The organism is Isoptericola sp. GX10416, assembly GCF_056590155.1.
In genome coordinates this window covers 322,874-344,685 of the sequence record NZ_JBWPVO010000002.1, presented here as the reverse complement: position 1 = coordinate 344,685, position 21,812 = coordinate 322,874, and the positions used below count along the sequence as shown (strand labels likewise).

Genomic DNA, 21,812 nt, shown 5'->3' with positions numbered 1-21,812 from the left:
GACCCGAGACGAACCTTCGAGGAAGGCACCCATGTCCAGCAACGTCGCCGCCACGGTCGACAAGGTCCGCAGCTCGCTGCCGCGGTCCGAACAGCTCTCCGGCCCCCAGAAGCTCATGATCCTGGTCCTGTCCATGACGCTGTACGGCGTGGGCGACATCGTCGCCAACGTCGTGCCCGAGGTCCAGGTCGGGCCCCTCGAGCTCGGCGTCTCCTACTTCGCGTTCATCGCCGTGGTGCTCGCGGCCCTCCTGTCGCCGCTGTGGGTGGCGCTCGGCGCCCCGCTCGGCGAGCTGGTCTTCTCCGACATGCTGCTCGGCGACTTCGGCGGCCTGAGCGAGATCGAGGGCTTCCTCCAGACGGCCCTGGCGATCTACGTCGCGGGCTGCCTCGTGCGCAACCCGCTCAACAAGGTGCAGGTCGCCCTCGCACCGATCGTCATGGTGCTGGTCGACAAGGTCAGCGGCGGCGTCGTCGACATCCTCAAGGTCGTCATCGGCATCGACCCCGAGGCGCTCGAGGAGGCCGACGGCCTGCTGGGGGCCTTCCTGCTCGCCGAGGGCCTCGACATCGTGGTGACCGTCGTGTTCTCCGGCATCCTGTTCGGCGCGCTGCCCGCCCTGTGGCTGACGCCCCGTCTCTACGGGAAGATCGAGCCCGTCATGGGGCTGCGCCCCCGCGACCCCGAGCATCCGCCACGACTGACCGGACCCGCCGGGATGCAGTTCTGGCCGGTCGCCGTCCTGGCTGTCCTTGCCGCCGGCGCGATCGCGCTGTTCGCCACGTGGGAGGAGTTCGTCGGCCGCGAGGACGGGCTCTCCACCCTCGGGGCGTTCGAGCCGGACTTCGTCGACCAGTTCGGCGAGGCCTGGATGTGGGTGGCCGGCGCCGTCGCTCTCACCATCGGCTTCGGGATCTTCGTCGTCGTCGCCGTGACCCGGTCCCGCCGGGCGCGCGCCGTCGTCACACCGACGCGCACCTCGGCCGAGGACGACGAGGCGAGCTTCTGATGCCCACGCCGACCACGGTGGCGACCACCGCACCGGCCGACCGACGGACCGACGCCCCGGCGATCGAGGTGCGCGGGCTCACCTTCCGCTACCCCGGGGCCGCGCAGGACTCCCTGCACGACGTCGACCTGACGATCGAACCCGGTGACTTCGTCGCCGTGGTCGGCGGCAACGGCTCGGGCAAGACCACGCTGTGCAAGGCCTTCAACGGCCTGGTCCCCCACTTCTGGAACGGCGACATCACCGGCCGGGTCCGGGTTCACGGGCGCAGCACCGCACGGCGCAGCGTGGGCGAGATCGCCCACGACGTCGGCTACGTCTTCCAGGACTTCGGCAACCAGCTCGTACGGCCCACCGTCCGCGACGACGTGTCCTTCGGTCCCCTGAACTTCGGGCACGAGGACTGGGCGGACCGGACCGGGCGGGCACTGGAAGACCTCGGTCTCGGGGACGTGGCGGGGACCCACACCTGGCAGCTCTCCGGCGGGCAGCAGCACCTCACGGCACTGGCCGGGGCGCTGGCCCTCGCGCCGTCCGTCCTCGTGGTGGACGAGCCTGCCGCCGAGGTCGACCCCCACCGGGCGGCCGCCGTGTACGACCACCTGACGCGGCTCAACCAGGAGCAGGGGATCACGGTCGTCGTCATCGAGCACCACGCCGAGCTCATCGCCCGGTACGCGCGCAGCGTCGTGCTCATGTCCGGCGGACGGGTGCGCTGGCACCTGCCGGTCCGCGAGGCTCTCGCGCGCCGCGAGGACCTCGCCGACGCGCACGTCCCCGATCCCCCCGTGGTCGCTCTGGGCCGCGCCCTCGTCGCGGAGGTCGACCGCGGGGAGCGCCCCGTGCCGATCACCGTCGACGAGTGCGTCGACCTGCTGCGGTCGGTCGTCCGAGCCGCGCCGGACGCGTCGGCGGTCGCCGAGCCCGCGCCGTCGGGTGCGATGCCGCGTGCCCGTCGGCGTGGTGCTCTCGTGGCTCGGATGGTGGGGGTCGAGCACGGCTACCGCACGGTCTCCGGCGACCGTCACACCGTGCTCCAGGGCCTCGACCTCGACCTCCACGACGGCGACCGCGTGGCTCTCGTCGGGTCGAACGGTGCGGGCAAGTCGACGCTGCTCTCCGTCCTGGCGGGCCTGGCGGTCCCCCGGGCCGGAGCAGTCGAGGTCGACGGCCGCGACACACGGTCGGTCTCGGCCGCCACTCTCGCCGACACCGTCTGCTACCTGATGCAGCGGCCGGAGGAGATGTTCCTGCAGGACTCGGTGCGCGCCGACGTCGCGATGCATCCGCACGGGCGTGGCCTGCCCGACGCCGACGCCCTGGTCGAGCGGGTGCTGGACCGGGTGGACCTCACGCGGCTCGCCGACCGGGACGGACGTCTGCTCTCGGGCGGCCAGCAGCGACGTTCCACGCTCGCCATCGGCCTGGCGATGCGTCCTCGGCTCCTGCTGCTGGACGAGCCGACGTCCAGTCTCGACCTCCGCTCGCGCGACGACGTCATCGGCATGCTCGAGGCACTCAGCGACCACATCCGCTGCACGGTGGTGGCCACGCACGACATGCACCTCGTCGCCGAGTGGGCGAGCCGCGTCGTCGTGCTCGACCACGGCCAGGTCATCGCCGACACCGACCCCAGGACGTTGTTCTCGTCCCCCGACGTGCTCGAGCGGGCGCGCCTCGTCTCGCCACAGGTCGCCCAGGTGGGCGCCGCGCTGGCGCTGCCGGAGCTGCCCCTGACCGTCGACGAGCTGGTCCGTCAGGTCCGAACCATCGAGGAGCTCGCATGACCTCCGTCGTCACGACCCCGCCACGGACCACCGGTGCGGACGGTCGCCGCGATCCGAGGACCACCGGCCGCAAGAACTCCTCGCGGTCCGGGTTCGACCGCGTGACGGTCGAGTGGGTCAAGCTCGAGCTGGTGCGCGTCGCGTACGCCACCCGAGGCGGATTCCTCGCCCGCCGCGACCCCCGCGCCGTCCTGGGGTGGTACCTCGTGTGCGCGCTGGCACCCTGGCTGACGTACTCGACCCCCGCACTGGCCGTGTTCTTCGTGCTGTCGCTCGCCTGCGCGCTGGCCGCACGGATCGGGCCGCTCCTGCTAGGGCTGTTCAGCCTGGGCCTGCTCGGCCAGGCCGCCTACGTGCTGGTGCTGGTGCTCGTCCTCGGCGGGAGCCCGGCGGCGGTCGACGGGCTCGTCCAGATCTCCCTCAAGCTCGGCGCGATCTCTTTGGTCTCCATGGCCGCGTTCGTGTCCCTCGACCCGGAGAAGCTGTCCGACGGGCTGCAGGCCCTGCGCGCACCAGCAGTGCTCGGCTTCGGCGTCAGCTACGGCTACCGGATGGTGCCGATGCTCATCGACGAGTTCCAGACCATCGTCGACGGCCATCGGATGCGCGGGGCACCGCACTGCGGGCACGGGTTCCTGGGGTGGCGGACGGCGGCCCGGGTCGGGAGGATCGCCGTCCAGGCGTTCTACCCGCTCATCCTCAACACCGCCCAGCGCACCCGGACGACCGTCGAGGCCCTCGAGACTCGCGGTTTCTCGCTCACAGGCTCGGACGATCCGGGACGTCGACTCCGGCTCGCGCACTTGCGGTTCACTGTCGCGGACGCCGCGCTGCTGCTGGTGACCCTCACCATCGTGGTGGTGACCCTCGCCGTCCTGTGACGCCAGAGATCCTCGATGTGACGCGCGGTCAGCGTGCGGCGACGGCGCGCACCTCGTCCTCCTGCTCACGGTCCACACGGGCCGCGCGCAGGCGGGAGAGCACGACGGCGCCCATCGCGATGCCGGCAGCCACCAGGGCGATGACGATGCGCAGCACGTGGTTGGCGTCAGCGGGCACCGAGAGCATGACCACCGCGGGAGCGATGAGGAGCGAGACCAGGTTCATCACCTTGATCAGCGGGTTGATCGCCGGCCCGGCGGTGTCCTTGAACGGGTCGCCCACGGTGTCGCCGATGATCGTGGCCTCGTGCGCCTCCGAGCCCTTGCCGCCGTGCGCGCCGTCCTCCACGATCTTCTTCGCGTTGTCCCAGGCGCCACCGGAGTTGGCCAGGAAGATCGCCATGAGCACGCCGGCGCCGATGGTGCCGGCGAGGAACCCGGCCAGCGGGCCGACACCGAGCCCGAAGCCCACCGCGATCGGCGCGAAGGCCGCGAGCAGGCCCGGGGTGGCGAGCTCTCGCAGGGAGTCCTTGGTGCAGATGTCCACGACCTTGCCGTACTCGGGGCGCTCGTCGTAGGTCATGATCCCGGGGTGCTCGCGGAACTGGCGGCGCACCTCGTACACGATCGCCCCGGCGGCCCGGGTGACGGCGTCGATCGCCAGGCCGGAGAACAGGAACACCGTGGCGGCGCCGAGGATCACCCCGACCAGGGTGATCGGGGAGATGATCTCGTAGCTCAGCATCGCGCCCACCAGGCCGCTGCCGACCGTCGTGACCTCCGCGACCGCCGTCTCGACCGCGTCCGCGTAGGAGCCGAACAGCGCGGTCGCCGCGAGCACCGCCGTCGCGATCGCGATGCCCTTGGTGATGGCCTTGGTGGTGTTGCCGACGGCGTCGAGGTCCGTGAGGATCTGGGCGCCTTCTTCGTCGACGTCGCCGGACATCTCGGCGATGCCCTGCGCGTTGTCGCTCACGGGACCGAACGTGTCCATGGCGACGATCACGCCGACCGTGGTCAGCAGGCCGCAGCCCGCGAGCGCCACGAGGAACAGCGACAGCCAGATGGAGCCGCCGGCGAGCAGGAAGACGCCGCAGATCGCGGCGGCGATGACGCCGGCGGTGTACACGGCGGACTCGAACCCGACGCCGATGCCGGACAGCACCACGGTGGCCGCACCGGTGCGGGACGTGGCCGCGACGTGCTTGGTCGGCTTGGACTCCGTCCCGGTGAAGTAGCCGGTGATCCACAGGATGATGCCGGCCAGCACGATGCCGATGAGCACGGCGAGCGACGCGACGACCCGCGGGTCCGAGGTGACGCCGGTGAGGTCGGCGGTGCCGCCCATCCCGTCGAACGAGCTCGGCAGGTACAGGAACGCCGCGACGGCCGCGAGGGCAGCGCCGACGACGGCGGAGACGTAGAAGCCGCGGTTGATGGCGGTCAGGCCGGACTCGTTCGCCCGCACGCGGGTGATCGCGACGCCCAGCAGCGCGACGAACGCCCCCACCGCGGTGACGACGAGCGGGAACACGAGCCCTTGCTCGCCCATGACGGCCTTGCCGAGGATCAGGGCAGCGACGAGGGTCACGGCGTAGGACTCGAAGAGGTCGGCGGCCATGCCCGCGCAGTCGCCGACGTTGTCGCCCACGTTGTCGGCGATGGTCGCGGCGTTGCGCGGGTCGTCCTCCGGGATGCCCTGCTCGACCTTGCCGACCAGGTCGGCGCCGACGTCGGCCGCCTTGGTGAAGATGCCGCCGCCGACGCGCATGAACATCGCGAGCAGCGCGGCGCCGAACCCGAAGCCCTCCAGCACGGCGGGGGCGTCGGACCGGTAGACGAGCACGACCACGGCGGCGCCGAGCAGACCGAGCCCGACGACGGACATCCCGACGACGCCACCGGTGCGGAACGCGATCCGGGCGCCCGTCCGCCGCCCGTCGGGGCGGATGGCGGCCGCGGCGACGCGGACGTTGGCCCGGACGGCGAGCGACATCCCGAGGTAGCCGATCGCCGCGGAGAAGCCGGCCCCTACGAGGAACGCGACCGACCGCCCGACACGCACGCCGCCGTCGCCCGGCAGTAGGAAGAGCAGCGCGAACACCACGACGGCGAAGAGCGCGAGTGTCCGGAACTGCCGGCTGAGGTAGGCGGAAGCACCTTCCTGGACCGCCTGGGCGATGTCCTGCATCTTGTCCGTGCCGCCGCGTGCGGCGAGCACCTGCCGCCGGAGCACCGCTGCGCACACGAGCGCTGCCAGGGCGATCACCGCGATGACCGCGACGATCGTGATGCTGTCGGACCCGAGTGTGAGCATCCGTCCTCCTCGACGTGTGCCAACCGCGCCCCCGGTCGTCGACCTGGGCCGAGCGTCTGTTGGATACCCCGCCGTCGCCGTTGACGGCGGGATGCGCGTGAGTCTACTCACACGTGATGACTGTCACGAACCGACACGTGCCTTGGGCACCTGGCGACGGCGTCTGGACTCCTGGGCACCGCGCCGTAGACTCCCGGCACAAGGTCAACGACGACTGGATCGGAGCGCAGCGTGAACTCCTTGGTGCTGATGGTGGTAGGCCTCGCCATGGTCCTCGCCGGGTACTTCCTCTACTCGAAGTTCCTGGCCAACCGCGTCTACAGGCTGGACGAGACCTACCGCACGCCGTCCCACGAGATGCGCGACGGCGTCGACTACGTGCCGACCAACAAGTTCGTGCTCTGGGGTCACCACTTCACCTCGGTGGCTGGTGCCGCGCCGATCGTCGGGCCCGCCATCGCGGTCATCTGGGGCTGGGTGCCGGCGTTCCTCTGGGTCACGCTGGGCACCGTCTTCTTCGCGGGCATGCACGACATGGGCGCGCTGTGGGCGTCGGTCCGCAACAAGGGGCGCTCGATGGGCATGCTGTCCGGGCGCTACATCGGTGCCCGCGGGCGCGGCCTGTTCCTCGTGGTCATCTTCCTGCTGCTGCTGATGGTCATCGCGGCCTTCGCCGTGGTCATCAAGAACCTGCTCATCGCCACGCCCACCTCGGTCATCCCGGTCTGGGGAGCCATCGCCGTGGCGGCCGTCATCGGCCAGATGATCTACCGCTGGAAGATCAACCTGCTGGTCACCACCGTCATCGGCGTCGTCGCCCTGTACTCGCTGATCCTCGTCGGCGACCGGTTCCCCGTGGTCCTGCCCGACCCGATCCTCGGCATGTCGCCGGCCACGTTCTGGATCGTTGCCCTGTTCGTGTACGCGGGCATCGCGTCGCTGCTGCCGGTGTGGGTCCTGCTGCAGCCCCGCGACTACATCAACGGCGTCCAGCTCTTCATCGGTCTGGGCATCCTGTACGGCGCCGTGCTGTTCTCGACCCCGGCGGTCGTCGCCCCCGCGTTCAACGAGAACGTCCCGGCGGACACGCCGAGCCTCGTGCCGCTGCTGTTCGTGACGATCGCCTGCGGTGCGATCTCCGGCTTCCACGGCATGGTCTCGTCCGGCACGTCGTCCAAGCAGCTCGACAAGGAGACCGATGGCCGGTTCGTCGGCTACTTCGGCGCGGTCGGCGAGGGCATGTTGGCGCTCGGCGCGATCATCGCCACGACCGCGGGCTTCCGGACCGTGGCGGACTGGGAGGCGGTCTACTCGTCGTTCGCCGTCAACGGCGTCGGCGCGTTCGTCGACGGCGGTGCCGCGATCGTCAACGCCGGGCTCGGCATCCCGGCCTCGTTGTCGGCGACCATCCTGGCGACGATGGCCGTGCTGTTCGCCGCCACGACGATGGACACCGGGGTGCGCCTGCAGCGGTTCGTCGTCCAGGAGGCGGGCGAGCTCGCAGGCGTCCGGGTCAACAAGGGCGTGGGGACCGTCGTCGTGCTCGTGGTCGCGATGGGGCTGGTCTTCAGCTCCGGCGGCGAGGGTGACGGCGGGCTGCTCATCTGGCCGCTCTTCGGCACCACGAACCAGCTCCTGGCGTCCCTGACGCTCGCGGTGGTTGCGGTCATCCTGCTGCGCAAGAAGCGCAACCCTTTGCCGGTGCTGATCCCGCTGGTCTTCGTCCTGGTGATGTCGATCTACGCGCTGGTCGTGCAGCTCGGGACGTTCTGGGCGGACCAGAGCTGGCTCCTCCTGGTGCTCGACGTCATCATCCTCGTGGCGTCGCTGTGGGTCTCCGTCGAGGCCGCCGCCGCGATGAACGCCGCACGGAAGGGCTCGTTCGACCCGGAGTCCGACGAGCCGGTGCCCACCGGCACCTCCGCCGCGGGCACCGGTGCGGCGGGCGCGAGCGGTGGGAAGCCGTCGAAGGAGGCGTGATGGCGGGCACCCTGAGCGCCCTGACCTCCCTGTCAGCAGGGCTGCGCGAGTTCTACGAGGCGCCGTACCGGCGCACGATGGCTCGCGCCCGGCGGGACGAGGACGACCTGTTCACGCTGGTCGTGCTCGCCGAGGCGCTCGGGGTGCCCAACCCCGCGTCGTACTACACGGTCGAGCTGCTGCCCCTGGTGGCTGATCGTGTCCACGAGTGGCACACCCGGCTCGGCCTGGACCGATCGCCTCTGGACCACGTGTCGTGCTGCTAGACCTGCACGGCCTAGCCGCCCGACGCCGGGTGGTCCTCGTGGGTGGCAAGGGCGGGGTGGGCAAGACGTCGGTCGCCTCGGCGGTCGCGCTGGCCCAGGCCCGGGCGGGCCGCCGGGTGCTGGTCGTCTCGACCGACCCGGCCCACAACCTCGGCCACCTGTGGCAGCGCACGGTGGGCGACGACGTCGCGCGCCTGGCCGACGAGGCGCCCGGCCACCTCGACGGTGTCGAGATCGACCCGGAGCGGACGACGGCGGCACACCTGTCCGCGGTCCGTGCCACGTTGCGCCGGCTCATGCCCGAGCACCTCGGCGGTGAGGTCGACCGGCACCTCGACCTGGCTCGTGACGCGCCCGGCATGCACGAGGCGGCGATCCTGGAGCGGGTGGCCGACCTCGTGCAGCGGGGCACGGCCGCCTACGACCTGGTGGTCCTCGACACCGCACCGTCGGGGCACACCGCCCGGCTGCTCTCCTTGCCGGAGACGATGGGGGCCTGGACCGACGGCCTTTTGCGGCGCCGAGACCGATCCGACCGGCTGGGCGCCGCCGCCCAGATGCTGGGCGGTCGGGGCGAGGCCACCGCGCGGCGCGACGCCGAGATCCGGTCCGTGCTGACCCGGCGACGGGAGCGGTTCGCGCACCTGCGCGACGTGCTCACGGACCATGAGGCCTGCACGTTCGTCGTGGTGCTGGCCGCCGAGCGGCTGCCCGTGCTGGAGACGGTCGAGCTGACGCGGCGGCTCACCGGGCTCGGTGTCGCGGTGGGCGGGCTCGTGGTCAACAAGCGCTCGCCCGCCGACGCCGGCGAGCTGCTCGCCGCCCGCCACGCCGCGGAGGCGTCGCACCTGGCCACGCTGCGGACCGAGCTGCCCGACGTGCCCATGCGAGAGGTGCCCCTCCTGGCGCGCGACGTGGTCGGCCGCGAGGCGCTCGAGCGGCTCGGCGACCTGCTCGCGTAAGGGTTCTCCACAACGCCCGGTGACGGACGTACGGGTGTTGTCCATCGTGGGGCCGGCGCTTCAGACTCGAATCTGTTAGCACCTCTGACGAAAGGTTCGACATGACCCGGTCGACAGTCCTGAACCTCCGCGGCGGCGCGGCGCGGCGGCGCGCGCTCTCCGCACTCACCGCCCTGACGATCGCCGCCGCCGGCGCGCTGGCGTGGACCACCGCCGGCCCGGCCGCGTCCGCCTCCGCCGTGAGCTGCGCGCCCGGCTGGTCGGCGGGCACGGTGTACACCGCCGGCGACACCGTGTCGCACGTCGGCCAGAACTGGGACGCCCAGTGGTGGACCCGCGGCGAGACCCCCGGCACCACCGGCCAGTGGGGCGTCTGGCGCTCCGCGGGCGCCTGCGACGGCGGCTCCACGCCCGACCCCGACCCCACCGACCCGCCCGTCGACCCCGGTGAATTCGTGGTGTCCGCTGCCCAGTTCGACGAGATGTTCCCCCAGCGGAACTCGTTCTACACCTACCAGGGGCTGGTCGACGCGCTCGGGGCGTACCCCGACTTCGCCTCGGCCGGCGGCCCGGAGATCGCCAAGCGCGAGGCGGCCGCGTTCCTGGCCAACGTGGACCACGAGACCGGTGGGCTGCGCTACGTCAAGGAGATCAACGAGGCCAACTACTCCCACTACTGCGACGAGACGCAGCCGTTCGGGTGCCCCGCCGGCCAGTCGGCCTACTACGGCAAGGGCCCGGTCCAGCTCTCCTGGAACTACAACTACAAGGCCGCGGGCGACGCCCTGGGCATCGACCTGCTCAACAACCCGTACCTGGTGGAGACCGACCCGGCCGTCGCCTGGAAGACCGGCCTCTGGTACTGGAACACCCAGTCCGGCCCCGGCACCATGACAGGCCACCAGGCGATCGTGACCGGCGCCGGGTTCGGGGAGTCGATCCGCTCCATCAACGGCGCTCTCGAGTGCGACGGTGGCAACCCGGCCCAGGTGCAGAGCCGGATCGCCTCGTTCCAGCGGTTCGCGCAGATCCTCGGCACGACGACGGGTGGCAACCTCGGCTGCTGACCCGCAGGCGACGGCGGGCTGGCCTCGGTTCGGCAGGAAGGGACCTGTTCGGCAGGACGGACTGCCGAACAGGTCACTTCGTGCCGAGCAGAACCGGGCGAGTGCGCGCAGGCGCGTGGCAAGATGCGCGCATGTCCACGCCACACACCCCAGTGCCCGCGAAGGCTCGCGACCACGCCGAGGACCTCGGCGCGTTCGTCACCGCCGCGCCGTCGTCGTACCACGCCGCCGCCGAGGTCGCCCGCCGCGCCGAGGCCGCCGGGTTCGTCCCGCTCGCCGAGACCGACACCTGGGACGTCACACCGGGCGGACGTTACGTCGTCGTGCGCGACGGCTCGGCCATCGCCTTCGTCGTGCCGCCGTCGGCGGAGGCGACCACCCCGTTCACGGTGCTCGGCACCCACACCGACTCACCCGGGTTCAAGCTCAAGCCGCGGCCCACCACCGGGCGCGAGGGCTGGGTGCAGGCCGGCGTCGAGGTGTACGGCGGACCCCTGCTCAACTCCTGGCTGGACCGCGAGCTCGAGCTTGCCGGCCGCATCGTCACCCGGGACGGGGCGGAGCACCTGGTGCGCACCGGGCCGTTCGCCCGCATCCCCCAGCTCGCCATCCACCTCGACCGGCAGGTCAACGACGGCCTCACCCTCGACAAGCAGCGGCACACCCAGCCCGTGATCGGCCTGGGCGAGGTCAGCGACGCCGACGTGCTCGCCGAGCTGGCCTCGCGCATCGAGGTGCCCGACGGCGCGGTCGACCCGGCGGACATCCTCGGCTACGACGTCGTGGTCGCCGACACCCAGGTACCGCGAGCCTTCGGCGCGCGCGAGGAGCTGTGGGCGTCCGGCCGGCTGGACAACCTGCTCTCCACGCACGCGGCGCTCACGGCGCTGCTCGGCGCCGCGCCCGCGGACCTCACCGGTGTCGCGGTGCTGGCCGCGTTCGACCACGAGGAGATCGGCTCCGAGTCGCGCTCCGGCGCCGCCGGGCCGTTCCTCAGCGACGTCCTGGGCCGCATCTCGCGCGCGCTCGGCGCCGGGGGCGAGGACCGCCGTCGGGCGCTGGCGTCCTCGCTGTGCGTCTCGTCGGACGTCGGCCACGCCGTGCACCCCAACTACCCGGAGCGGCACGACCCCGCCAACCACCCGCGGGCGGGCGGCGGCCCGATCCTCAAGATCAACGCCAACCAGCGCTACACGACGGACGCCCACGGGGCCGCGCTCTGGCAGACGGCCTGCGGGGCCGCCGGAGTGCCCACCCAGGAGTTCGTCTCGAACAACACCATCCCGTGCGGCTCCACCATCGGGCCGATCACCGCCACGCGGCTCGGCATCCGCGTCGTGGACGTGGGCGTACCGATCCTGTCGATGCACTCCGCCCGCGAGCTGACCGCCGTCGTCGACCCCTGGTACCTGGCGCGTGCGATGAGCGCCGTCCTCGTCCGGTAGCGGCGAACCGGGCCCGCCTCAGCGCAGCCCGAGCTTGCGGGTGCAGTGCGGCCACTGGCCCCAGCCCGCGCGGGCCTGCAGGATCTGCGCGCGCTTGGTCTGCTCGCGGGCCCCGTGCCGGTGCGGCAGGCCCGAGCCGCCGACGGAACGCCAGGTGCGCGCCGTGAACTGGTACATGCCGTAGTAGCCGTTCCCGGTGGCGATCTGCGGGCGACCGCCGGACTCGCACCGCGCGAGCTGACCCCACACGTCGCGGGTCCGCAGCTTGTCCGCCGAGACCCAGCCCGTCCTGCCGCCGGGCAGCTTGACCTTGACGCGGTCGACGCCGCGGCCCGTGGTCCGGGCGAGCTTGGTGACCTTCGTGCCGAGCGCCGCCCGGGTCACGGTGCGGGACGCCCCACGGACCTCCCGGGTGACCTTGACCCGCTTGGTCGTGAACCGCTTGCCGCCGACGTCTCGCAGCGGCGTGGCGGTCACGTGCCGCTTGCCGACCCAACCGACCTTGCCGTTCGGCAGCCGGACCTTCAGCAGCTTCGTGCGACGGTCGAGCACAGCCAGCCGCGTGCCGTCGTCCGGCCGGGCCACGACGCGGCTCGACCGATCGCGCTTCTTCGTGACCTTGGCCCGGTCGGCCTTGATCCAGCGCACGCCGCGCTGGGAGCCGGTGGCGAGGGGAGAGCCGCCGAGCTGAGCGGGCACGGAGGCGGGCACGGTGGCCGGCGCTGTGGCCGGCGCGGCGTTCGCCGGGACGACCGTGAGCGGGACGAGGGTGACCGCGGTCGCCGCCGCGAGGGCAGCGACGAGCCGCCGGGTCCTGGTGGTGGGCATGAGAACCAGGAAACGACGATCACGAACGGATAACAGCCGCGGGCGGAGTACTTCCACGGAATGTCCACGGCGAGAGCCCGGTCCGTCCACCAAAGAATGGACCATTCTTCAAGACCGGCCGAAACGGTCGTGCGTTCCTTGTCGCCTTTCAGCGCACTATCAGGGCGGAAGCCGGCCGGCCCTGAATCAGACGCTCCGGCGACCACGCACGGCCAGGAACCCCACGCCTCCGAGGACGAGGACGACGGCGGCCACGAGGACGGCGGTGACCGTCGCGCCGGTCCGCGGCAGCTCGGCCGGAGCCTCTGCACGGACCTCCTGCGCGGACTCCGTGCTCGGCCCCTGGGCGGCGTCACCACCGGAGCCCGGCGTCACTGGCACTCCCTGCGGGCGGCCCGGAGTGCTGCCGGCTTCCTCGTCCGTCCCGGTCTCGTCCGCGACCGGGACCGGCGACCCGCTCGGCACCGGCTCGTCGGTCCCGGGCTGGTCGGTTCCGGGCTCGTCGGTCCCGGGCTCGTTGCCCTCGGGGTCCGTGCCCTCGGTCGGCGGGGTCGGCTCGCCCTCGCCGGGCTCGGTCGGCGGCGTGTCCGGGAAGTCCGGGGTCGGCTTGGGCTCCGGCGTCGCCACCGGCTCAGGGTCCTCGACGCAGACGGGCTCCTGGCCGCCCTCGCCGAAGTGCTCGTTGTGGTGGCCGAGCTGCACCCACTCCACGCAGTCGCCGCCCTCGACCCCCAGCACGGACCAGGGGAGGAAGGACTGGCCGATGTACTGGGCCCACTCGTGCTCCACGCCGGCACACCCGGCGTCGTCGCGCTCGACGCACTTGCCTTCGAAGTGGACGTTGGCCTCCTTCGCCTCATCACCGGCGGTGTATCTGATGTTCACGTGCCCGTTGTCCGGGAACACGTCGCCCTCGGGGAGCTGGATCCCCTTGCCCGTCACCTCGTACGGCGTGGGGTCGTCCGAGCCACCGGCCCAGGCCAACGAGGCCGGGGCGATGACGAGTGCGGCGGTGAGAACGGCGGCCGAGAGCGTGCGCATGCGAGTCCTTCGTCGAGGCGGGGCCCGGCGGCCGTGCTCGCCGATGGCTCCTGCAGGAGTGTTCGCAGGCCGGACATGTCTCATCCGACGGATGAGAGGGACACGGCGGCGATGCCCGGCTGATGCTTCGACGTCCGATCCTAGGCCTTCAGTCGGCGAGTCAGCGCGATTTGTGGTAAGCGGAGCGGGTGAATTCCAGGTGCGAGACTGTCGGCGTGCCACCCGAGACCTCGTCCGCCGACCACCCGCTGCTGGACGTGCTCACCGCTCGGGGGGCACGGTCCGACCGGCTCAAGCACGCCCGGACGTTCCCGGCCCGGTCGGCGCAGCACGCCGACTGGCCCGACTGGGCCGATCCGCAGCTCGTCGAGGGCTACCAGGCGCTCGGGGTCGAGCGTCCGTGGACCCACCAGGTCACCGCGGCCGACGCCGCGTGGCGCGGCGAGAACGTCGCCCTGGCGAGCTCGACCGGCTCCGGCAAGTCCCTGGCCTTCTGGCTGCCCGCACTGACCGCCGTCCGCGCCGGACGCGCCGCGACGCAGGACGGGCAGGGGCGGATCGAGTCGACGGTCCGCCGCAGCACCGTCCTGTACCTCTCCCCCACCAAGGCCCTCGCCGCGGATCAGCTCACCGCGCTGACACGGCTCCTGGACGCCGCCGGCACCCGCGACGTCCGGGCCACCACGTGCGACGGCGACACCCCGTCGGAGGAGCGCCGCTGGGCCGCCGAGCACGCGGACGTCGTCCTCACCAACCCCGACTTCCTGCACTTCGCCCTGCTGCCGGCGCACCGCCGCTGGACCCGCCTGCTGCGCGGGCTGCGCTACGTCGTCGTCGACGAGGGCCACGCCTACCGCGGCGTGTTCGGCGCGCACGTCGCCCTCGTGCTGCGACGGCTCGCGCGGCTCGCCGAGCACTACGGCGGCACGGCGCCGACGTTCGTCGTGGCGAGCGCGACGACGGCGGACCCCGCCGCGAGCGTCGCCCGGTTGCTCGGGACCTCGGCCGACGACGTCACGGAGGTCAGCGCTGACGGCTCGCCGGCGGGGCGGCGGACCGTCGTCCTCTGGCAGCCGCCCGAGATCACCGGACCGGCGTTCGAGCGCTCGGGCAGCACGACGGCGGACGGCCACCCGGCCGGGGTGTCGGACGACGACCCCTGGGCCCTGCCCGACCCCCTCGATCCCGCGGCGAACGAGGCCGATGCCGTCCTGACGGTCGAGGGTGCCGCCGAGCACCCCCGTCGATCCGCCACCGCGGAGGTGGCCGACCTGCTCGCCGACCTCGCCTCGCACGGTGCCCGCACGCTCGCCTTCACGCGCTCGCGCCGTGGCGCGGAGTCGGTGGCCGAGCAGGTGCGGGACCACCTGCGCCCCGTGTCGACCGGGCTCGCCGGGCGGGTCGCGGCCTACCGGGGCGGCTACCTGCCCGAGGAGCGCCGCGAGCTCGAGCAGGCGATCCGGTCGGGTGACCTCCTCGGCCTCGCCACCACGAACGCTCTCGAGCTCGGCGTCGACATCTCCGGCCTCGACGCGGTGCTCGTCGCGGGCTGGCCGGGCACGCGCATGTCCCTGTGGCAGCAGGCCGGACGAGCCGGGCGAGCGGGTGCCGACGGGCTCGTGGCGTTCGTCGCGCGCGAGGACCCGCTGGACACGTACCTGGTCACCCACCCCGAGGCGGTGTTCGACGCCCCGCTCGAGGCGACCGTGTTCGACCCGGGGAACCCCTACGTGCTCGCCCCGCAGCTGTGCGCGGCCGCGCAGGAGGTGCCGCTGCGCACCGAGGACCTCGCCCGGTTCGGTGATCCCGCCCGGGTCCGGGAGGTGCTCGACGTCCTCGTCGCCCGCGGCCTCCTGCGACGCCGCCCCTCCGGCTGGTACTGGACGCACGCCCAGCCGGCGGCCGGCATGGCGGACCTGCGCGGGTCCGGCGGTCGCCCCGTCCGGGTCGTCGAGGCCGCCACGGGCCGCCTGCTGGGGACCGTCGACGCCGCGTCGGCAGACGGTCAGGTGCACGACGGCGCGGTGTACGTCCACCAGGGTGTCACCTACGTGGTCGACCACCTCGACCTGGCCGACCACGTGGCGCTCGTGGTGCGACGGGACGTGGACCACGGCACCTGGTCGCGCGACGTCATGGAGATCTCCCTCGAGGAACCCGGCGATCCCGACCACCCTGCTCCCGAGGGTTCGCGCCCCGCCCAGCGCCGCGAGTGGGGTCCCGTCACCTGGGGGCTGGGACCGGTGGAGGTGACGAGCCAGGTGGTGAGCTTCCAGCGCCGCCGCATCCCGGACATGCAGGTGCTCGACACCGAGGCCCTCGACCTGCCGTCCCGCACGCTCGGCACCACCGCCGTGTGGTGGTCCGTGCCGGACCACGTGCTGCGGGCTGCCGGGGTCGACGCCGACGAGACACCGGGAGCCCTCCACGCGGCGGAGCACGCCGCGATCGGGCTGCTGCCCCTGCTCGCCACGTGCGACCGCTGGGACCTGGGCGGGGTCTCCACCGCCCAGCACCCCGACACCGGCGAGGCGACCGTCTTCGTCTACGACGCCTATCCCGGCGGCGCAGGGTTCGCCGAGCGGGGCTACGAGCTCGGCGAACGGTGGCTGCGCGCCACCCGGGACGCCGTCGCGGCCTGCCCGTGCGCCGCCGGCTGCCCCGCCTGCGTCCAGTCGCCCAAGTGCGGCAACGACAACTCTCCGTTGGACAAGGCAGCGGCCGTGCGGGTCCTGGACGCGCTGCTGCGGCACGCGCCGGACGGTTCCCCGCCGAGCGCGCCCCGACCCCGGCCGTCGACGCCGGCGACGGCTTCGTAGCGCCTACGATCGTCGCGTGACCACCGAGGACCTGACCGCGCTGCGCCGCACCCGCGAGGCACGCCGCGTGGATCCCGCCAACGCCCGCTCCTGGCTGCTGCTCAACGCGCTGCGCCGCGACGACTTCGACGCCGCACAGCTCTCGCGCGCCGACCAGCTCGTCCTCGACTGCGAGGACGCGGTCGACGAGTCCCGCAAGGACGAGGCCCGACGCGACGTCCTGGACTGGTTCGCCCGCGGCGGGCGCGCGTGGGTGCGCATCAACGAGCGCGGTTCCGCCGCCTGGGCCGACGACGTCCGCGCGTTCCGTGACGCCGACGGCCTGTGCGGGGTCATGCTCGCCAAGACCGAGAGCCCCGACCAGGTGGTCGACACGGTGCAGCGGCTCGGCGGGCACCTGCCCGTGGTGCCGCTGGTGGAGTCGGCGCTCGGGATCGAGGACGCGGTGAGCATCGCCCGCGCGCCCGGCACGTTCCGCCTCGCGTTCGGCTCCGGCGACTACCGGCGCGACACCGGTGCCGCGAACGAGCCGCTGGCGATGGCCTACCCGCGCTCCCGCCTGGTGACCGCCAGCCGCATCGGCGGTCTGCCAGGGCCCGTGGACGGCCCGACCGTGGGCTCCAGCCACCCGCTGCTGCGCGAGCAGTCCGGCGACGCCGTCGCCATGGGCATGACGGGCCGACTCTGCCTCGACCTGGAGCAGCCCGCCGTGGTCAACGAGGTCCTGTCCCCCGCCCCTGCCGACGTCGCGTGGGCGCTCGACTTCCTCGCGGAGTTCGAGGCGTCCGGGTCGGTCATCCGCGACGGCTCCGACAAGCCGCGGCTCGGCCGGGCGCGCCTCATCACCGAGCGCGCCCAGCGGTTCGGCATCGAGCCGAGCTGACGGACGGGGCCCGGCCCGCGCCGTCGCCTCGGCGGTCCCGAGCCCGCCCCACGACCCGGCGGAGCGGACGACGGCCCTCGCGGCGGTGACCGTCACCACACCGCCGTCCTCGACGCCGCAGGCCACCGCCAGTCCGTCGTTCTGCCAGACGACGCGCTCCGCCGTCGTGCACGGGTCGTGGCCCCAGCGCAGCGCGGTCGCCCCCGCGAGCGCACCGAGGTCCGCGGCCGACCGTGCCACGGAGCGTGCCTGCTGAGCCGCACCGAGCGCCGCGACCGCCGTGACGAGCAGCAGCACCACCGCCGCGAGCCCGAGCACCAGCACGGTGCCGGCGCCTCGTTCGCCGCCGACGGTCCGGGCGCCGTCCGGAGCCGTCACGGTTCGACCCAGGCGACCGCCTCGCCGGTCGCGCGCAGGGGTGCCCCGGCGAACCAGCCGCCCACGACCGACGTGCTGACCACCACACGGACCCACTCGCCGTCGCGCGTCACGGTGGCCTCGGCGTCAGCACCGGCGACCTGCGAGACGGCGGCGTGCGCCGCGCCGAGGTCCGCGCTCACGGCGGCCTGACGGGCCCCGGCCCGGGCCGCGTCCGCCGCGCGCAGCTGCGCGGTGGACGCGGCCGCGAGCGTGAGCACCGCGACGAGGAGCAGGACGACCACCGGCATGCCGACGGCGAGCTCGGCCGTCACCGAACCGCGTTCTCCCCGGTCGCGGGCGCTCACACCGACAGCGCCGAGCTGATGATCGACTCGAGCATCCCGCGCACGGAGTCGCTCTGGAGCACCAGGATGAGCAGCCCCGCGAAGCCGACGGCGGCGATGGTCGCGATCGCGTACTCGGCCGTGGCGAGGCCGGCCTCAGGGTCGGGCGCGTCGGGTCGGTCGGGCGCGTCGCGTCGGTCGGGCGAACCCGTCGGCTCCGCCGGGTCCTGGTCGTCGACGATCTGCGTCGTGTCGGTCATGCGTTCTCCCTTCTCCACCGGGCTCCCGCCCGGTTCCGTGCCCTCGGTCGGCCGGCCGAGGGCGATCTCCGCCCCGGCCGTCGGGCCGGGGCGGGCACGCTCAGCCGGACAACAGGTCCACACCGAGCGCGAGCAGCACGGGCACGAGCCCGACGAGCACGAAGGCCGGCAGGTAGCACAGGCCGAGGGGCAGGACGAGCCGGACGGCCAGGCGCGCGGCAGCCGTCCGCGCGGCAGCCTGGCGTTCGTGCCGGTGCTCGGCACCGGCGGCCCGCAGCGACTCGCCCGGCGCCGCGCCCTCGGCCCACGCGCCGCGGAGCGCACGCCGCAGCACGTCGAGCCGTGGAGCGACCGCGTCCCGCCCTGATCGGGCGGGGACGTCGCGCGCCCCGGCCCACGCCGCGTCCTGTCGTCGTGATCGGGCGGGGACGTCGCGCGCCCCGGTCCATGCCGCGTCCCATCCGGCCCCGAGCCGGAGCGCCGCGGCGACCCGTCCGAGGGCACGGCCGTCCGGCCCACCGACGGCGGCACCCACCGCCTCCAGCGCCCGCGGGACGCCCGCACCGGACCGCACGGCCGCGGCGACCAGCTCGAGCAGGCACGGCACGTCCAGCGCGGCGGACGCCTGCCCCGCCTCTCGGCCGGCGTGGTCCGCGGCCCGGTCGCCGGGTGTGACGAGGCCCGCCACCCGGCGGCGTGCGGCGCGCGCCGCCCAGCGCCACGGCGACAGGCCGGCGAAAGCCACGAGCGCGACCAGACCGCCCACGGCGGCAGGGCTCAGACCGGCGGGGCTCAGACCGGCGAGGTCGGGGCCGACGGCGAGCGCGGCCACGGCGTTCACGGCTCGGCCCCCGCCGTCCGGGCCGCGGCCACCAGCCGCCGGGTCCAGGCACGGCCGGCGAGGAGGGCGAGCACGCCGAGCAGGACGGCGGCCGTGCCCAGCCCGCCGTCGGTGGCCGTGGCGAGCGGGTCGGCTCCGAGGGCTGTCCCGAGCACCACGCCGAGCGCCGGCAGCCACAGCAGGACGCGCGCGGTGGCCTGCGGCCCGGCGAGGGACGCCTCCCGTTCCGCGTCCGCCTCGGCCTGCGCGACGAGCGCGGCCCCGACGGCCTCCAGCACCCCGCCCAACGGTGCGCCGACGTCGCGGGCGAGCCGGGCGGCGGCGACGACGGCGCGTGCGGGCCGGGCGCCGCCGACGGCAGCGGCCAGCGCCTCACGGTCGGGGACGCCCTCGGCGTCGACCGGCACCCCGAGCGCCCGCGACCAGGCGCGTGCCGGTGACGCCCCGGAGCGCAGCAGTGCTCCTACCTGGGAGACGGCGAGCCGGACCTGGTCCGGAGCGGTCTCTGGCTGCCGCGTCAGCCGACGCCACCAGCCCGCGCGGGCGAGCGTGCGGCGGGCACGCCGTCCGCGGGGAGGATGCACGACGGCCGTGGCTGGGCGGCCGCCCGGCGCCGCCACGCACCATGCCGCGCACGCCACGCACAGGCCGGCCAGCCACGCGCTCAGCACGGTTCCCACCGCCTCAGCAGGTCGTCCCAGCCGGGTCCGGGCACCGGGTCGCCTCCACCCGGACCGCCCCACGTCGCCACCGGCCGGACCTCCAGCTCACCGGGAGCGGCGCTGCGCACCACCGCGACCTGAGCGAGGTGCCGCACCCCGCGGCGGCGGCGCAGGTGCAGCACCACGTCGAGGGCAGCGGCTGCCTGCGCGGCGACGGCGGCACGCGGCATCCCGGCGAGCGCGGCGAGGGCCTCGAGGCGGGCCGGGACGTGCTCGGCCGCGTTCGCGTGCACCGTGGCCATCCCGCCGTCGTGCCCGGTGTTGAGGGCGAGCAGCAGCTCGCGCACCTCGGCGCCGCGGCACTCGCCGAGCACGATCCGGTCGGGCCGCATCCGCAGCGCACCGTGGACGAGGTCGGTCAGGGTGACCTCGCCCGAGCCCTCCACGTTCGCCCGGCGGGCCGCGAGCGCCACCACGTGGGGGTGGACGGGCGCGAGCTCGCGGGCCTCCTCCACCGTGACCAGGCGTTCGCCCGGCGGCACCAGGCCGAGCAGCGCGGCGAGCAGGGTCGTCTTGCCCGTTCCGGTGCCCCCGGTGACCAGCAGGTTCGCGCGACCGCCGACCAGACCGGCCAGGAGCGAGCCCCAGGCGGCGGGCACCGCACCACGGGCGGTGAGCGCCGGCAGGTCGAGGACGGCCTGGCGCAGCACGCGGAGCGCGATCACGGCACCCGCCGGTGCGATCGGCTCGACCGCGGCGTGCAGGCGGGTCCCGTCCGGGAGGCGTGCGTCCACCACGGGGCTGGCGTCGTCGAGCCGGGCGCCGGCGACGGCGGCCATGCGGACCGCGAGCGCCCGGACGTCCGCGGCGCCCGGCAGGCGGACGTCGCTGCGCCGCAGCCCGTCGCCGCGATCGACCCAGACGTCGTCGGGACCGTTGACGAGGACGTCGGTCACGCCGGGCTCCTCCAGGAGCGGCTGCAGCGGGCCGGCGCCGGACAGCTCTGCCCGGGCGGCGCGGGTGAGGTCGGCGAGCGCGTCGGAGCCGAGGACGCGGCCGCTGGCCCGCAGCGCGTCGGCGACGGCGTCGTCGTCGGGCGGGCCGGCCGCCCCGGGCGCCGCACCGAGCCGTGCGCGCAGACCGTCCAGCAGCGTGGGGTCGAGCACGGCGGACCGCCCGCGGGGCGACGCTCCGGTGCTCATGCGACGGCCACGGTGCTCGCGGCGGCGGGGGCCGTCCCGGAAGGTCCGCCGTTCGGTCGGACGAGCGCCTCCACGAGCCGTTCGGCGGCGACGCCCAGCGGGCTGCGACGGCCGCTGCGGGGGCCGTCGCCGCGTTCGACGGCCGCGGCCAGGCGACCGTCCCAGCCGACGGTGACGGCGGCACGGCGGCCGAGCGCCCGCTCGACCCCGGCCGTGTCGACCCGGCCGGGGGCGGGGCGGCGCGGCACGAGGTGCACGGGGCCGGCGCCGAGCGCGTCGAGCACCTCGAGGGTGGCCAGCGCTCCGGCGACGGCTGGTGCGGTGAGCGGGACGACGAGGAGCACGGCGTCGGCGGCGGTGACGAGGGACCGGCTCGCCTCGCCCCAGCCGGACGGACGCGGCAGGTCGAGCACCACCCGGTGGCCGGCGCGCAGCAGGGCCGTCGCCACATCCAGCACCACGGCGTCCTCCGGCACGCCGTGGGCGGCTCCTTCCCGGCTGCCGGAGAGCAGCGGCACGGCGCGCCAGCGCGGCAGCGCGGCGACGAGCCCGTCGGCGTCGAGGCTGCCCCGGGCGTCGGCCAGCTCGGGCCAGCGGGCGCCGGGGTCGGCCTCGACGCCGAGCAGCACGTCGAGCCCCGCCCCGGGGACGTCGAGGTCCACGAGGGCGGCAGCACCGGCCCGCCGTCGCAGGGCACGTGCGAGCGCCGCCGCGAGGACGCTGGTCCCGGCACCGCCGCACGCGCCGACGACGGCGGTCAGGCGGGCCGGTCCTCGCTGCACGGCGGCGGGTGGTTCGGTGGCGTGGTCCATGGCGCCACCCTGGTGCGGGCCGGGGCTGTGCCGTCGGCTGCACGAG

At 74.2% G+C, this 21,812-nt stretch carries 19 protein-coding genes and 1 pseudogene; 10 read left to right on the top strand and 10 right to left on the bottom strand.

Features of this window, described 5'->3' with window-relative positions; all coding sequences use genetic code 11:
• Positions 1 to 31 precede the first annotated feature (31 nt).
• From ACWAT2_RS05430 to ACWAT2_RS05420, 3 genes are read left to right on the top strand one after another with little or no spacing between them, the layout of a single operon-like run.
• Positions 32 to 1,009, top strand: a complete 978-nt coding sequence (locus tag ACWAT2_RS05430; protein WP_402373754.1) for a DUF8171 family membrane protein — start codon at positions 32 to 34, stop codon at positions 1,007 to 1,009.
• Entirely contained in the window at positions 1,009 to 2,796 is a 1,788-nt protein-coding gene (locus ACWAT2_RS05425; protein ID WP_402373751.1) for an ABC transporter ATP-binding protein, read from the top strand. The genes ACWAT2_RS05430 and ACWAT2_RS05425 overlap by 1 nt, the downstream gene beginning before the upstream one ends.
• Entirely contained in the window at positions 2,793 to 3,677 is an 885-nt protein-coding gene (locus ACWAT2_RS05420) for an energy-coupling factor transporter transmembrane component T family protein (protein ID WP_402373748.1), read from the top strand. The genes ACWAT2_RS05425 and ACWAT2_RS05420 overlap by 4 nt, the downstream gene beginning before the upstream one ends.
• Before the next feature lie 28 nt (positions 3,678 to 3,705).
• On the opposite strand, the gene ACWAT2_RS05415 is transcribed toward ACWAT2_RS05420, so the two are convergent.
• Entirely contained in the window at positions 3,706 to 5,994 is a 2,289-nt protein-coding gene (locus ACWAT2_RS05415) for a sodium-translocating pyrophosphatase (RefSeq protein ID WP_402373745.1), read from the bottom strand.
• 231 nt (positions 5,995 to 6,225) lie between these two features.
• On the opposite strand from ACWAT2_RS05415, the gene ACWAT2_RS05410 reads away from it, so the two are divergent.
• The 5 genes from ACWAT2_RS05410 to ACWAT2_RS05390 all read left to right on the top strand — a co-directional run bounded on the left by ACWAT2_RS05410 (position 6,226) and on the right by ACWAT2_RS05390 (position 11,714).
• Positions 6,226 to 7,974: a carbon starvation CstA family protein gene (locus tag ACWAT2_RS05410; protein WP_402373743.1), complete on the top strand. Its 1,749-nt coding sequence runs from the start codon at positions 6,226 to 6,228 to the stop codon at positions 7,972 to 7,974.
• Positions 7,974 to 8,240 carry a cory-CC-star protein gene (locus ACWAT2_RS05405; protein ID WP_402373741.1) on the top strand — a complete coding sequence of 89 codons (267 nt, stop codon included), beginning with the start codon at positions 7,974 to 7,976 and terminating at the stop codon, positions 8,238 to 8,240. The genes ACWAT2_RS05410 and ACWAT2_RS05405 overlap by 1 nt, the downstream gene beginning before the upstream one ends.
• 38 nt (positions 8,241 to 8,278) lie before the next feature.
• Complete coding sequence (locus tag ACWAT2_RS05400; protein WP_402373738.1) at positions 8,279 to 9,202, top strand: ArsA family ATPase; 924 nt, start codon at positions 8,279 to 8,281, stop codon at positions 9,200 to 9,202.
• A gap of 101 nt (positions 9,203 to 9,303) precedes the next feature.
• Positions 9,304 to 10,269: a glycoside hydrolase family 19 protein gene (locus ACWAT2_RS05395; RefSeq protein ID WP_402373736.1), complete on the top strand. Its 966-nt coding sequence runs from the start codon at positions 9,304 to 9,306 to the stop codon at positions 10,267 to 10,269.
• 131 nt (positions 10,270 to 10,400) lie between these two features.
• The gene (locus ACWAT2_RS05390; RefSeq protein WP_402373734.1) at positions 10,401 to 11,714 is read left to right on the top strand and encodes a M18 family aminopeptidase; all 1,314 of its coding nucleotides are present in this window, start codon (positions 10,401 to 10,403) and stop codon (positions 11,712 to 11,714) included.
• Between the two features lie 18 nt (positions 11,715 to 11,732).
• On the opposite strand, the gene ACWAT2_RS05385 is transcribed toward ACWAT2_RS05390, so the two are convergent.
• A complete protein-coding gene (locus tag ACWAT2_RS05385) occupies positions 11,733 to 12,542 on the bottom strand; it encodes a transglycosylase family protein (protein ID WP_402373732.1) in 810 nt (269 codons plus the stop codon).
• Positions 12,543 to 12,728: 186 nt separating this feature from the next.
• Complete coding sequence (locus ACWAT2_RS05380) at positions 12,729 to 13,583, bottom strand: LPXTG cell wall anchor domain-containing protein (RefSeq protein WP_402373730.1); 855 nt, start codon at positions 13,581 to 13,583, stop codon at positions 12,729 to 12,731.
• 215 nt (positions 13,584 to 13,798) lie between these two features.
• Here ACWAT2_RS05380 and ACWAT2_RS05375 point away from each other — a divergent pair, with 215 nt between their 5' ends.
• Both ACWAT2_RS05375 and ACWAT2_RS05370 read left to right on the top strand, forming a co-directional pair.
• Positions 13,799 to 16,402 carry a DEAD/DEAH box helicase gene (locus ACWAT2_RS05375; protein ID WP_402373728.1) on the top strand — a complete coding sequence of 868 codons (2,604 nt, stop codon included), beginning with the start codon at positions 13,799 to 13,801 and terminating at the stop codon, positions 16,400 to 16,402.
• Between the two features lie 16 nt (positions 16,403 to 16,418).
• Positions 16,419 to 17,285, top strand: coding sequence for an HpcH/HpaI aldolase/citrate lyase family protein (locus tag ACWAT2_RS05370; RefSeq protein ID WP_402373726.1), 867 nt, complete (start codon positions 16,419 to 16,421; stop codon positions 17,283 to 17,285).
• Between the two features lie 18 nt (positions 17,286 to 17,303).
• On the opposite strand, the pseudogene ACWAT2_RS05365 reads toward ACWAT2_RS05370, so the two are convergent.
• The 7 genes and pseudogenes from ACWAT2_RS05365 to ACWAT2_RS05335 all read right to left on the bottom strand — a co-directional run.
• Positions 17,304 to 17,663: pseudogene (locus tag ACWAT2_RS05365) on the bottom strand (Rv3654c family TadE-like protein); the annotation flags it as partial.
• A complete protein-coding gene (locus tag ACWAT2_RS05360) occupies positions 17,660 to 18,010 on the bottom strand; it encodes a TadE family type IV pilus minor pilin (RefSeq protein ID WP_402373723.1) in 351 nt (116 codons plus the stop codon). The gene ACWAT2_RS05360 and the pseudogene ACWAT2_RS05365, both read right to left, overlap by 4 nt.
• Positions 18,007 to 18,249: a DUF4244 domain-containing protein gene (locus tag ACWAT2_RS05355; RefSeq protein ID WP_402373720.1), complete on the bottom strand. Its 243-nt coding sequence runs from the start codon at positions 18,247 to 18,249 to the stop codon at positions 18,007 to 18,009. Before ACWAT2_RS05355 ends, ACWAT2_RS05360 begins: the two co-directional genes overlap by 4 nt.
• A 100-nt stretch (positions 18,250 to 18,349) precedes the next feature.
• Positions 18,350 to 19,090 carry a type II secretion system F family protein gene (locus ACWAT2_RS05350; RefSeq protein WP_402373718.1) on the bottom strand — a complete coding sequence of 247 codons (741 nt, stop codon included), beginning with the start codon at positions 19,088 to 19,090 and terminating at the stop codon, positions 18,350 to 18,352.
• Complete coding sequence (locus tag ACWAT2_RS05345) at positions 19,087 to 19,770, bottom strand: hypothetical protein (RefSeq protein ID WP_402373716.1); 684 nt, start codon at positions 19,768 to 19,770, stop codon at positions 19,087 to 19,089. Before ACWAT2_RS05345 ends, ACWAT2_RS05350 begins: the two co-directional genes overlap by 4 nt.
• Positions 19,755 to 20,954, bottom strand: coding sequence for a TadA family conjugal transfer-associated ATPase (locus ACWAT2_RS05340; protein WP_402373714.1), 1,200 nt, complete (start codon positions 20,952 to 20,954; stop codon positions 19,755 to 19,757). The genes ACWAT2_RS05345 and ACWAT2_RS05340 overlap by 16 nt, the downstream gene beginning before the upstream one ends.
• A complete protein-coding gene (locus ACWAT2_RS05335) occupies positions 20,951 to 21,766 on the bottom strand; it encodes a CpaE-like family protein (protein WP_402373712.1) in 816 nt (271 codons plus the stop codon). Before ACWAT2_RS05335 ends, ACWAT2_RS05340 begins: the two co-directional genes overlap by 4 nt.
• Positions 21,767 to 21,812: the final 46 nt, after the last annotated feature.

Excerpts from the sequence above, each read along its gene's own strand:
- ACWAT2_RS05430 (WP_402373754.1), top strand. The coding sequence starts at position 32 with ATGTCCAGCAACGTCGCCGCCACGGTCGACAAGGTCCGCAGCTCGCTG.
- ACWAT2_RS05425 (WP_402373751.1), top strand. The coding sequence starts at position 1,009 with ATGCCCACGCCGACCACGGTGGCGACCACCGCACCGGCCGACCGACGG.
- ACWAT2_RS05420 (WP_402373748.1), top strand. The coding sequence starts at position 2,793 with ATGACCTCCGTCGTCACGACCCCGCCACGGACCACCGGTGCGGACGGT.
- ACWAT2_RS05415 (WP_402373745.1), bottom strand. The coding sequence starts at position 5,994 with ATGCTCACACTCGGGTCCGACAGCATCACGATCGTCGCGGTCATCGCG.
- ACWAT2_RS05405 (WP_402373741.1), top strand. The coding sequence starts at position 7,974 with ATGGCGGGCACCCTGAGCGCCCTGACCTCCCTGTCAGCAGGGCTGCGC.
- ACWAT2_RS05395 (WP_402373736.1), top strand. The coding sequence starts at position 9,304 with ATGACCCGGTCGACAGTCCTGAACCTCCGCGGCGGCGCGGCGCGGCGG.
- ACWAT2_RS05390 (WP_402373734.1), top strand. The coding sequence starts at position 10,401 with ATGTCCACGCCACACACCCCAGTGCCCGCGAAGGCTCGCGACCACGCC.
- ACWAT2_RS05385 (WP_402373732.1), bottom strand. The coding sequence starts at position 12,542 with ATGCCCACCACCAGGACCCGGCGGCTCGTCGCTGCCCTCGCGGCGGCG.
- ACWAT2_RS05380 (WP_402373730.1), bottom strand. The coding sequence starts at position 13,583 with ATGCGCACGCTCTCGGCCGCCGTTCTCACCGCCGCACTCGTCATCGCC.
- ACWAT2_RS05355 (WP_402373720.1), bottom strand. The coding sequence starts at position 18,249 with ATGACCGACACGACGCAGATCGTCGACGACCAGGACCCGGCGGAGCCG.
- ACWAT2_RS05340 (WP_402373714.1), bottom strand. The coding sequence starts at position 20,954 with ATGAGCACCGGAGCGTCGCCCCGCGGGCGGTCCGCCGTGCTCGACCCC.
- ACWAT2_RS05335 (WP_402373712.1), bottom strand. The coding sequence starts at position 21,766 with ATGGACCACGCCACCGAACCACCCGCCGCCGTGCAGCGAGGACCGGCC.